This window comes from Vibrio sp. RE86, assembly GCF_013114545.1.
Taxonomy (GTDB): Bacteria; Pseudomonadota; Gammaproteobacteria; order Enterobacterales; family Vibrionaceae; genus Vibrio.
Genome location: NZ_VTXI01000012.1, coordinates 19,044 through 30,251, shown reverse-complemented (window position 1 = coordinate 30,251; position 11,208 = coordinate 19,044). Strand labels below are relative to the sequence as shown.

Below are 11,208 nucleotides of genomic sequence, written 5' to 3'. Positions count from 1 at the left end.
AGTAATTGGGTTAGAAACTCACTTAAACCTGCCTTACATCAAATTTGCCATTCATAATTCTTCATAAAATGCTCTCCAATTTTGAATAGACAGTTTTGGGAAGAGCAATGGAACTCCTATGCCCAGCAGGTAACTTGCCTGCCTTAAAAACAGCGATTGATTGTGGTGCAGATGCCGTCTATATCGGCTTCAAAGATGATACCAATGCACGCCACTTTGCTGGTTTGAACTTTACTGGCAAAAAGTTAGAAAAAGCCGTTCAGTATGTTCACGATAACCAGAAAAAAATTCACGTTGCCCTGAATACATTTGCTCATCCTAACGGCTTTGAACGCTGGACTGATGCCGTAGACCGCGCCGCGCAAAATGGCGTTGACGCCCTCATTGTGGCCGATATTGCGGTACTTGAATACGCCGCACGTAAATATCCTGAGTTAGAGCTTCATCTTTCAGTTCAAGCGTCAGCGACCAACGTCGCTGCCATTGATTTCTACAAAAACAACTTCAATGTTAAACGGGTTGTACTGCCACGTGTGCTGTCTATTCATCAGGTTAAGCAGCTTTCACGCAATATCACCAGTGATGTCGAACTTGAAGTATTCGCTTTTGGTAGCCTATGTATTATGTCTGAAGGACGCTGTTACCTTTCGTCTTACATGACGGGAGAGTCGCCAAACACCGTTGGTGCTTGCTCTCCGGCTAAGTACGTTCGCTGGCAAGAGACTGACAAAGGTTTGGAGTCACGCTTGAATGATATTTTGATTGATCGCTACAGCGAAGGCGAAAATGCAGGATACCCAACCTTATGTAAGGGTCGCTTCACGGCAGACTTACAAGAACAAACTAAGGCATATCATGCACTCGAAGAACCAACCAGCTTGAACACACTTTCAATGCTACCGGATCTCTTTGCAGCCAATGTCGCCTCAGTAAAAATTGAAGGCCGTCAGCGCAGCCCTGCGTATGTAGAGCAAGTCACTCGAACTTGGCGTGCCGCCATTGATCGCTACTTAGCAAATCCCGAAGGCTACCAAGTTGAGCCAAGTTGGAATGCCGCACTCGCGAATGTTTCTGAAGGCACTCAGACCACGTTAGGTGCTTACCACCGTAAATGGCAATAGAGCTTCAACTGTGGAGAATAGAATGGAAAACACAATGAAATACGCCCTTGGCCCATTGCTTTATTTCTGGCCTAAGCAAGACGTTGAAGACTTTTACAATCAAGCCAAAAATAGCTCAGCTGACATCATCTACCTTGGTGAAAGCGTCTGCTCCAAGCGTCGAGAAATGAAGCCTGCTCACTGGTTTGATATTGCAAAAGAGCTAAGTACTACGGGTAAACAAGTCGTCCTGTCGACCATGGCACTGCTTGAAGCACCGAGTGAAGTCAATATCATGAAGAAGTACATCGATAATGGTGACTTCGCCATAGAAGCTAACGATGTATCCGCTATCCAACTTGCTCATGAAAACAAAGTTCCCTTTGTCGTGGGTCCTGCAGTCAATACCTACAATGCCCACACGCTTAATTTGTTCCTCAAGCAAGGGATGATGCGCTGGTGTATGCCTGTAGAGCTGTCACGTGAATGGCTATCTAACGTAATGACACAGTGTGAAGAGCTCAATATCCGCAATCAGTTTGAGGTAGAAGTGTTCAGCCATGGTTACTTGCCTCTCGCCTACTCTGCACGCTGCTTTACTGCCCGCGCTGAGAACAAGGCAAAGGATGATTGTGAGACTTGCTGCATCAAATACCCAACGGGGATACAAGTGAGTAGCCAAGAGGGACAAGAAGTTTTCAACCTCAACGGCATCCAGACTCAATCAGGTTATTGCTACAATTTAATCAACGACTTACCAAGCATGCAAGGCTTAGTAGATGTCGTGCGTTTGAGTCCACTAGGGGTTGATACCTTCTCACAGATGGATAAGTTCCGCGCCAACGAAAGCGGCCTTAACCCAGCTAAGATAGAGAGCCGCCAATGTAATGGCTACTGGCACCAATTAGCCGGCCTAGAAGTGAAAAATATCTAGGGTCTGTTAACCTAATAATGCAAAAGGGCTCAATGAGCCCTTTTCTTTTATTCCTGATTCAAAGTTTCACTATTTATATCAAGCAACTACTTGTTCAGTTTGTCTGGCCTGATAACGACGTAGATCTTTGAGCAGGATGAAAATCACAACCGCACTGAGTGCAATGTTTGATAATGGGTAGGCTATCCAGATACCCGGCACACCAAATAATTTTGGCATGATGTACAAGAACGGCAATTGGATCAGCATGTTCCCCACCGTCACAAACATCGCCTTGCTGCCTTTGTTTATCGCCTGATAGTAAGCGCCCGCCACCACCAAGAAACCATCTAAGAACAACGCAAACATGTGTAGGCGAATACCCAACACAGTATTTTCAATGAGCTGCGTGTCCGATGAGTTAAACACTGACACAAACTCGCGTGGGAAGATGTTCAGCAATAGAACAAAGCCAATACCAATAGCAATCGACGTTGTCATCGCAACTTTCAGCAGCTTGTTAATGTTCTCTTGATTACGTGCCCCGTGGTTGTAACTTACCAACGGTTGCATACCATTCGCCACACCTTCCACCGTGAGATAATAGACGGTCACGATATAGCCTAAAATTGCATACGCACCGATGATTAACACATCACCGTATTGAGTAAATAGGCTATTGTGCAGCGCGACCATCATTGAGCCGTAGGCATACATAAAGAAGCTAGACGTCCCTATTGCGAAGATCTGTGGAACCACGTTGAACTTCAGCTTCATATCTTTGATTGTAAGTCGTAAGTTCGCCTTAGCTGAGAAGAAGTAAGCTAGACCTAAGGCAGTTACCACCGCTTGCGCAATCGCCGTTGCAATCGCTGCTCCCTTTAGCTCCCATCCCCACAATGCAATCATGATGTAGTCCATGACAATGTTCACAACGGCACCGACGACCATCAGTATGGTGGCCATATTCGGACTGTCGTCATTGCGTAGCAAGAACGGCATTGCGATCGAGCCCAACGTAAAGACACAAGCACTGATCAATATGTGTAGATACTGTAAACCAAGCTCATACACACGGCCTTCAGCCCCCTGCCAACGTAAGAAATCATCAGCAAAAAGATACAGTCCACCAGCAACGATTGGCATCAAGGCAACCAAAAGTAACAGACCCGTAGTAAGAATCTGTTTAGCACCGTTGTTATCCCCTTCTCCTTGACGAATAGAGACGAGGGCACCAGTGCCCACACCAACAAGCATGCCTAAGCCCAAGATAGAACCGATGACAGGCCATGCCACGTTAATACCCGCAAGGCCATCAGCCCCTACATAACGGCCAATAAAGATGCCATCAACAACTTGGTAAAGGCCATTGACCAACATAGCGGCAACAGTGGGAATGGTATATTTCCAAAACTGTTTATAGATCGAAGTTTGCATTCTCATCACCTTTAGTTAGCAAGGCTAACTAAATAATTAAATTTAAGCTTTTAATGATTTTTCCAATAGAGACGCCAATTGCTCGGCTTCTTGAGCCGACAACTTTGCGTTCATCGCTTGGGCAATTTCCTTATAAACAACTTGTTCTAGTGACAAGTCCTGAATCACTTTTTCAGTTAAAACAACCCGTTTAGAACGAGCGTCTTCATTGCATGAAATACGTGTCACCAAACCTTTCTTCTGTAATCGAGCAACCATATTCGATGCTGAAGGCTTAGTTACTTTCATCTCTGCCGCTAAGTCTGTAATTCGTACCCCCTCAGGGTAAGCTTGAATCACCTTTAAGTAATCAAATTCGTTAAAGCTCAGCAATGCCAACGGATCTTCTTTCGCATACACTCGCCATGCTTTAGAGCAGAAGCGTTCCAATTGGATCAAATTATTTTCTAAACTCATCGAAAATACAATTTAGTTAGCAAGGCTAACTATTTTACTCAGCAAATTGTTTTACGCAATAAAAAACCGCTGGCTTCAGCGGTTTTTTGTATCGACTTTATTGGCTACTTTCTGCCTTGGCCTGTTTGGCTTTAGCTAAGTGCTCAGCTTTAACTTGATTATATATTCGGCTCAACTCAAGGAAGGAGTAACGGTGTTCAACGTATTCAAAGACATTGAAAGAGATCGCAAGCTTATACAGCGAGATTGCATTGGCAAAGTCGCCTTGCGTTTGGTAACGCTTACCCAAGTAGAAGTAAGCCTCTGTTAAACGCTGCGCTAAGACAGTATTGTCGCGTGTTCCAGCCAAGATCGCTTTAAATGCTTGCTCTTCTGATATGTCACCCAGAGTGATCGCCACAAGAACCCAACCCCATTGATCATCTCGCGCCTGGTAACTTTGCTCTAACTCTTGTCGAGCAGCTAACGCATCTTTTTCGCTTTTTACTATGTAGAGCCAAAGTGCACGGAAGGGATCGTTAGGATCTTCATCGTAGTGCTTTTGCATACCTTCTAAGGCAAGATCAATACGATCGCCGTAGTAAAGTGCAATGGCGCGATTGCGAGCAGCGTATGAATTACTCGGTGCGAGCTCTAGCGTTGAATCAAATGCATCGTATGCTGCATCAAACTCCCCGACTTGAGTAAAGTACACACCCAGTAGGTTAAAGAGATCAGGCTGAGCAGGATTCAAAGCTAATGATTGGTTGTAATCAAGGCGAGCTAAATCACGAAGGCCAACGCTATCGTAGTAGTTGCCACGCTCATAAAGCATTTTAGCTCGAACATCATTGGAAAGATCTGGACGTTGCAGAAGCTGAGACAAACGCGCAATTTGCACTTCTTGCTGAACGCTCGCTTGCAGAGGCACAGCCATTGGAGGGTATAACCACTGGGCAGTATCATTCGACGTTGTCGCACAACCTGCCGTCACCAGTAACGCAAGGCTTAGCGTCGCTGTTTGAAACCATTTCACTGTATAGATACTCCTGTCACTGAGCTAACACTCAGAATCATCCCCAATAAAAAAGGGAGCGTAATGCTCCCTTTATAACATGCTTTTAGCAAAATAGGCTAATTCACGAATTCGCCCATATTGACCAAATTAAGCGTCAGTTGCTGGTTTCTCTTCAGCTGCTGCTTCTTCAGTCTTTTCTACTGCTTCTTTCATGCTTAGACGTACACGGCCTTGACGGTCGATTTCAAGAACTTTAACTTGAACTTCTTGACCTTCAGCTAGGTAGTCAGACACTTTCTCAACACGCTTGTCAGCGATTTGAGAGATGTGTACTAGACCATCTTTACCAGGAAGGATTGTAACGAATGCACCGAAGTCAGCTAGACGAGCAACTTTACCTGTGTAGATGCGGCCTACTTCAACTTCTGCAGTGATCTCTTCGATACGACGGATTGCTTCTTTCGCAGCTGTACCTTCAGTTGCAGCAATCTTGATTGTACCGTCGTCTTCGATTTCGATAGTTGTACCTGTCTCTTCAGTTAGAGCACGGATAACTGCACCACCTTTACCGATAACGTCTTTGATCTTCTCAGCGCTGATCTTCATCGTGTGAATACGCGGAGCGAACTCAGAGATATCTTCACGAGCACCAGAGATTGCTTCATCCATTACAGATAGGATGTGCTTACGTGCACCTTGCGCTTGGTTAAGAGCAATCTGCATGATCTCTTTAGTGATACCTTCGATCTTGATATCCATCTGAAGTGCAGTAATACCAGTGTTAGTACCCGCTACTTTAAAGTCCATGTCGCCTAGGTGGTCTTCGTCACCAAGGATGTCAGAAAGAACAACGAAGTCGTCGCCTTCTTTAACAAGACCCATTGCGATACCCGCAACAGAAGACTTGATTGGAACACCTGCATCCATAAGAGCTAGAGACGTACCACATACAGAAGCCATTGAAGAAGAGCCGTTAGATTCTGTGATTTCTGATACTACACGTACTGTGTATGGGAACTCGTCTACAGATGGCATTACTGCAGCAATACCACGCTTAGCTAGTTTACCGTGGCCGATTTCACGACGCTTAGGAGAACCAACAAAACCAGTCTCACCTACACAGTATGGAGGGAAGTTGTAGTGTAGTAGGAAGTGATCTTTACGCTCACCAGTTAGCTCGTCGATGATTTGAGCATCGCGCTGCGTACCTAGAGTCGCAGTTACAAGCGCCTGAGTTTCACCACGAGTGAATAGTGACGAACCGTGAGTGCGTGGAAGAACACCAGTACGTACGTCTAGAGCACGAACCATGTCTTTTTCGCGACCATCGATACGTGGGTTACCCGCGATGATGCTACGACGTACAACTGTCTTCTCTAGATCGTGGAAGATAGTGTGGATTTCTTTCGTGTTTGCTTCAGGGTCTTCAGCAAGTAGCACTTCGTTTACTTCACCAGCAATAGCGTGGATACGGTCGTAACGCGCCATTTTCTCAGTGATTTGGTAAGCTTCAACAAGTTTAGCTTCAGCCAGTTCAGCGATCTTGTTTACAAGTGCTGTGTTCTCTTCTGGAGCAACCCAATCCCAAGCAGGAGTCGCAACTTCAGCAGCGAATTCGTTGATCGCGTTGATAACAACTTGCTGTTGTTCGTGACCGTAAACTACCGCAGATAGCATCTCTTCTTCAGTTAGGTTGTCAGCTTCTGACTCAACCATTAGAACAGCACCTTCAGTACCCGCTACAACTAGGTCTAGCTTAGATGCATCTAGTTCAGTATTGCTTGGGTTTAGTACTAGTTGACCGTCGATATGACCAACACGTGCAGCACCGATAGGACCGTTAAACGGAATACCAGAGATAGCAAGCGCAGCAGATGTACCGATCATAGTTACGATATCTGGCTGAACATCTGGGTTAACAGATACTACAGTTGCGATAACTTGTACTTCGTTCTTGAATGAATCTGGGAAAAGAGGACGAATTGGACGGTCGATTAGACGAGCCGTTAGTGTTTCGCCTTCAGATGGACGGCCTTCACGCTTGAAGAAGCCACCAGGGATTTTACCTGCAGCGTAAGTACGCTCTTGGTAGTTTACTGTTAGCGGGAAGAAGTCTTGACCTTCAACGGCTTCTTTTTTACCAACTACAGAAACGAATACTGACGTATCGTCCATAGTTACCATTACTGCTGCAGTAGCTTGACGTGCAATAACGCCAGTTTCTAGAGTAACTGTGTGGTTACCGTACTGGAACGTTTTAACAACTGGTTTTTCGAACATTGTTATTCCTTGTTTCCAAGCTCACCGAGAGGTTTGCTCAGAGTGTATTGATTGATACTCAAGGCATTACAAATCGCGACTAGTGAAAATGAACTTAAAAATATCAATTCATTTTGAATAGTCGCGACCTTTTGGTCGACGTGGTTGACTGCAATGCTATGAGTGATTGTTGAGAAAATTCCAAGACAGGAATTTTACCGTGCGTAGTATAACGGTATAAATAGGATTTGGCTAAGCTATAGCAATTAAAATAAGTTACGGGCAACAAAAAAGGGGCTAAAAGCCCCTTTTCTAACAAACTGCTATGCAGTCGCTAATTAGCGACGTAGACCTAGACGTTTGATTAGCTCTTGGTAACGACCAAGATCTTTACCTTTAAGGTAGTCTAGAAGCTTACGACGGCTAGAAACCATACGTAGAAGACCACGACGGCTGTGGTGATCGCCTTTGTGTGCTTTGAAGTGACCTTGAAGGTGGTTGATAGAAGCTGTAAGTAGAGCTACTTGAACTTCTGGTGAACCTGTATCGCCTTCAGCACGTGCGTATTCTGCAACGATTGCTGCTTTAGTTTCTGCGTTCAGAGACATAATTCTCTCCTAAATAAGAGTAAGTTAAACATTGTGCCAGCCAATCTCTGATTCAGCCGACACGGGAAGCGCGAATTATAGGGGATGTACACAGGTTAAGCAATAGGTTCTTTGAGTCATTTCATTTTTGCTATTCGTTCCGTTGCTTCCCTTTTCTGTTACACTTAGCGGATTAATACCTACCCATTTGAATTAACAGGATTCGCTATGAAAATTGGCATCATCGGTGCAATGGAACAAGAAGTTTCTATTCTTAAACAAGCTATTGAAAACTGCCAAGAAATTAAGAAAGCAGGCTGTACTTTCTTCTCTGGTCAGCTTAATGGTGCTGATGTAGTTCTTCTACAATCTGGTATCGGTAAAGTCGCGGCAGCTGTTGGTACAACAGTACTGCTAAACGATTACCAACCAGACGTTGTGATCAATACAGGCTCTGCAGGTGGTTTCGATTCAACGCTGAATCTGGGTGATGTTGTAATTTCAACTGAAGTACGTCATCACGATGCCGACGTAACTGCATTCGGCTATGAAATGGGTCAAATGGCACAACAGCCAGCAGCTTTCCTAGCAGATGCAAAACTCATGGATGTTGCAGAACAAGCGCTTTCACAGATGGAAGACAAGCATGCGGTCCGTGGCTTAATCTGTACTGGTGATGCTTTCGTTTGTACAGCAGAACGCCAAGAGTTTATCCGCAAGCACTTCCCATCAGTGATCGCGGTAGAAATGGAAGCGTCAGCCATCGCTCAAACGTGTCATCAGTTCAACGTACCTTTCGTTGTCGTACGCGCAATCTCTGATGTAGCAGACAAAGAGTCACCAATGAGCTTTGAAGAGTTCCTACCGCTAGCAGCGCAGAGCTCTTCAGAAATGGTGGTAAAAATGGTTGAGCTGCTTAAATAACCTGAACGGATAAGCACAAATATCATGGAAGATAGTTTCAATCAGTTCTACTCAAACGGAGCGCTCCTTGTCTTGTGGGGCGCTCTGTTGTTTCATCTTATTCTACCTTTCCCTCGAGAAGCCCACCCCGCTATTCTTTGGCACAAGTTTGCCGAACAGCTCGCTGATAAGGTCAACACCAACTCAAATTACTCGCAGAGTATCATTTCAGGCACACTGGCTTGGTTATTGATGCTGCTGCCGATGCTGGTTGTTCTTATCGCACTGAAACCTTTAGTTTGGCAACCTCAGCTCTTTGAACTGGCTTTTCTTCTTCTCGCAATAGATTGGCGTAACACTGATAAGTTTACCGCTCAATTTGTTGCCGCCTTAGCAAGAGAAGATAAAGAGCATGCAAAGATGTTGCTAAAGCCGATTGTTAACCGATCGACTGCCCCGCTATCTCTACTTGGTTTGGGCAAAGCAGGCTCAGAAACCTTAATTATGTCTTACGGTCGTAATGTCGTTGGGGTTCTATTTTGGTATGGCGTCGCAGGCGGAGTCGGGGCGTTTATGTATCGAATGAGCGTGGAACTCGCCCGTGCATGGTCTCCTTCTAGGCAGCAGTTTGCTCCGTTTGGCATTCCTGCAATTCGCGCTGTCGCTGTCCTCGACTTTGTCCCTTTGCGACTCTTTTCTCTCTTTATCGCCGTCGGTCATCGAGCAAAAGCCACAGCACAGCTGATTGCGACTCAAGCAAAGTCTTGGCCACTGCCCGGCCCGGCTTGGTTGCTTGTCTCAGTCGGTGCCAAGCTTGAGCTCTCATTGGGTGGCCCTGCGATGTATGACAAGCACAAAGCGGTTAGAGCTAAACTCGGTGGCCGCATTGCACCTTCTGCTATTCATGTAGCCCAAGTACAAAAGTTACTCGCATGGAGAATGTTTGCTTGGGTCATTATTCAAAGCCTTATCATGGGGCTGATTTATCAAGGTCTTTAAATGCGTAAGCTAATCCCCCTATTAACACTCACTCTACCGCTCTTCACTAATGCAAAACCGATTGAGAGGGTTATTAGCTTAGCGCCTCATGCCACTGAGATTGCCTATGCGGCGGGTCTCGGGGATAAACTCGTTGCTGTTAGCGAGCGCAGTGATTACCCAGAGCAAGCTCAGTCACTTGAAAAAGTATCAAACTATCAGGGTATTAAGATTGAGCGCATCATCGCTCTTCAGCCTGACCTCATCATTGCCTGGCCTTCAGGTAACCCAATAGGTGAGCTGAAAAAGCTCGAGCAATTTGGGTTAGAGATCTATTACTCGCAAACTCACTCTCTTGATGATATTGCTCGTAACATTGAGCAGCTTAGTCAATATGCCGATGACCCGAGTATTGGGAAAAAAGCCGCTGACGACTTTAGGCAAACACTCACCGATCTCAAAGATCAATATCAAACCGAGATCCCTGTTCGTTATTTCTACCAACTCAGTGAACAGCCCATCATTACCCTAGCGAAAGGAAAATGGCCGAGTGAAGTGTTTAGCTTTTGTGGCGGTGAAAACGTATTTGAACATAGCGCAGCGCCTTACCCACAGGTTGGTATGGAACAAGTCATCATTCAGAACCCGGATGTGATCTTTACTTCTGAACACGCAATTGCGAACGGAAACATGTGGCAGAAATGGCATGATCAGTTATCGGCGGTCAAAAATGGTTATATGTGGTCGTTAAATTCAGATTGGATAAACCGTCCTACGCCAAGAACGCTCAATGCGATCGAGCAAGTTTGTGAGCATTTCGAGACCAAAAGGCAAAAACGCTAACGTTTACCCATAAGATCTCGTACAATTCGTCTCCACTTCTTGTTCCCAATTTTTAGTAAGAGATTTTAGTGTCATGGATTCCATGCTGCTTTACGTTATCGACTTGTTCGGTACTGCAATATTTGCCATATCTGGCGTGCTCCTCGCTGGCCGTTTGAAGATGGACCCATTTGGCGTCGCTGTTTTAGGCAGTGTTACTGCCATTGGTGGTGGCACCATTCGTGACATGGCGCTCGGCGCAACACCTGTATTCTGGATCACGGATACCAACTACCTTTGGACCATTTTGATAACCTGCCTACTGACGATGATCATTGTCAGACGCCCAAAACGCCTTGCTTGGTGGATCTTACCTGTCTGTGACGCTATCGGCCTTGCGGTATTTGTTGGGATTGGCGTGGAAAAAACCATGGCATATCAAGACTCTGCCTTAGTCGCTGTCATTATGGGTGTAATTACAGGATGTGGTGGTGGCATCATTCGAGATGTGCTCGCAAGAGAAGTGCCTATGGTATTGAGAAGCGAAGTGTACGCGACCGCCTGTATCATCGGTGGCGTTTTCCACACAATGGCTCTCGCTATGGGCGCCGATAGCGATAGTGCCTTCCTAGCTGGTGTATTTTCTACGCTATTGATTCGCTTAGGCGCGATTCGTTGGCACTTGTCGCTGCCGACGTTTGCGCTGAATCGTTAAGCGAACCGATTAGAGGCTTGACTTAGGTTGTCATTCCTTAG

Annotated in this window: 11 protein-coding genes; 6 read left to right on the top strand and 5 right to left on the bottom strand. The window is 45.6% G+C overall.

The annotated features are described in order from the left end of the window. Positions 1-107 precede the first annotated feature (107 nt). Positions 108-1,121, top strand: a complete 1,014-nt coding sequence (locus tag F0231_RS12720) for a peptidase U32 family protein (RefSeq protein WP_171760108.1) — start codon at positions 108-110, stop codon at positions 1,119-1,121. A gap of 34 nt (positions 1,122-1,155) precedes the next feature. Beyond that, positions 1,156-2,034 (top strand): U32 family peptidase, encoded by an 879-nt coding sequence (locus F0231_RS12715; RefSeq protein ID WP_171760180.1) that lies wholly within the window; start codon positions 1,156-1,158, stop codon positions 2,032-2,034. 78 nt (positions 2,035-2,112) lie between these two features. Here the strand turns inward: F0231_RS12715 and F0231_RS12710 are convergent, their stop codons facing one another. From F0231_RS12710 to rpsO, 5 genes are all read right to left on the bottom strand, one after another. Continuing rightward, positions 2,113-3,450, bottom strand: coding sequence for an MATE family efflux transporter (locus F0231_RS12710; RefSeq protein ID WP_171760107.1), 1,338 nt, complete (start codon positions 3,448-3,450; stop codon positions 2,113-2,115). Between the two features lie 42 nt (positions 3,451-3,492). Beyond that, a complete protein-coding gene (locus F0231_RS12705; RefSeq protein WP_171760106.1) occupies positions 3,493-3,906 on the bottom strand; it encodes a MarR family winged helix-turn-helix transcriptional regulator in 414 nt (137 codons plus the stop codon). A gap of 97 nt (positions 3,907-4,003) precedes the next feature. Then, positions 4,004-4,921: a lipoprotein NlpI gene (gene nlpI, locus F0231_RS12700; RefSeq protein ID WP_171760105.1), complete on the bottom strand. Its 918-nt coding sequence runs from the start codon at positions 4,919-4,921 to the stop codon at positions 4,004-4,006. Between the two features lie 129 nt (positions 4,922-5,050). After that, positions 5,051-7,183 (bottom strand): polyribonucleotide nucleotidyltransferase, encoded by a 2,133-nt coding sequence (pnp, locus tag F0231_RS12695; RefSeq protein WP_171760104.1) that lies wholly within the window; start codon positions 7,181-7,183, stop codon positions 5,051-5,053. Positions 7,184-7,500: 317 nt separating this feature from the next. Further along, positions 7,501-7,770, bottom strand: a complete 270-nt coding sequence (gene rpsO, locus F0231_RS12690) for a 30S ribosomal protein S15 (protein ID WP_134835425.1) — start codon at positions 7,768-7,770, stop codon at positions 7,501-7,503. 207 nt (positions 7,771-7,977) lie between these two features. Between rpsO and mtnN the strand changes: the two genes are divergently transcribed. From mtnN to F0231_RS12670, 4 genes are all read left to right on the top strand, one after another. Beyond that, positions 7,978-8,673: a 5'-methylthioadenosine/S-adenosylhomocysteine nucleosidase gene (mtnN, locus tag F0231_RS12685; RefSeq protein WP_171760103.1), complete on the top strand. Its 696-nt coding sequence runs from the start codon at positions 7,978-7,980 to the stop codon at positions 8,671-8,673. A gap of 24 nt (positions 8,674-8,697) precedes the next feature. Beyond that, on the top strand, positions 8,698-9,651 hold the full coding sequence (locus F0231_RS12680) for a cobalamin biosynthesis family protein (protein ID WP_171760102.1): 954 nt from the start codon (positions 8,698-8,700) through the stop codon (positions 9,649-9,651). Continuing rightward, positions 9,652-10,473, top strand: a complete 822-nt coding sequence (btuF, locus tag F0231_RS12675; RefSeq protein ID WP_171760101.1) for a vitamin B12 ABC transporter substrate-binding protein BtuF — start codon at positions 9,652-9,654, stop codon at positions 10,471-10,473. It begins immediately after the preceding gene. A gap of 73 nt (positions 10,474-10,546) precedes the next feature. Next, positions 10,547-11,167, top strand: coding sequence for a TRIC cation channel family protein (locus tag F0231_RS12670; RefSeq protein ID WP_171760100.1), 621 nt, complete (start codon positions 10,547-10,549; stop codon positions 11,165-11,167). Positions 11,168-11,208: the final 41 nt, after the last annotated feature.

Excerpts from the sequence above, each read along its gene's own strand:
- F0231_RS12720 (WP_171760108.1), top strand. The coding sequence starts at position 108 with ATGGAACTCCTATGCCCAGCAGGTAACTTGCCTGCCTTAAAAACAGCG.
- F0231_RS12715 (WP_171760180.1), top strand. The coding sequence starts at position 1,156 with ATGAAATACGCCCTTGGCCCATTGCTTTATTTCTGGCCTAAGCAAGAC.
- F0231_RS12710 (WP_171760107.1), bottom strand. The coding sequence starts at position 3,450 with ATGCAAACTTCGATCTATAAACAGTTTTGGAAATATACCATTCCCACT.
- F0231_RS12705 (WP_171760106.1), bottom strand. The coding sequence starts at position 3,906 with ATGAGTTTAGAAAATAATTTGATCCAATTGGAACGCTTCTGCTCTAAA.
- pnp (WP_171760104.1), bottom strand. The coding sequence starts at position 7,183 with ATGTTCGAAAAACCAGTTGTTAAAACGTTCCAGTACGGTAACCACACA.
- rpsO (WP_134835425.1), bottom strand. The coding sequence starts at position 7,770 with ATGTCTCTGAACGCAGAAACTAAAGCAGCAATCGTTGCAGAATACGCA.
- mtnN (WP_171760103.1), top strand. The coding sequence starts at position 7,978 with ATGAAAATTGGCATCATCGGTGCAATGGAACAAGAAGTTTCTATTCTT.
- F0231_RS12680 (WP_171760102.1), top strand. The coding sequence starts at position 8,698 with ATGGAAGATAGTTTCAATCAGTTCTACTCAAACGGAGCGCTCCTTGTC.
- btuF (WP_171760101.1), top strand. The coding sequence starts at position 9,652 with ATGCGTAAGCTAATCCCCCTATTAACACTCACTCTACCGCTCTTCACT.
- F0231_RS12670 (WP_171760100.1), top strand. The coding sequence starts at position 10,547 with ATGGATTCCATGCTGCTTTACGTTATCGACTTGTTCGGTACTGCAATA.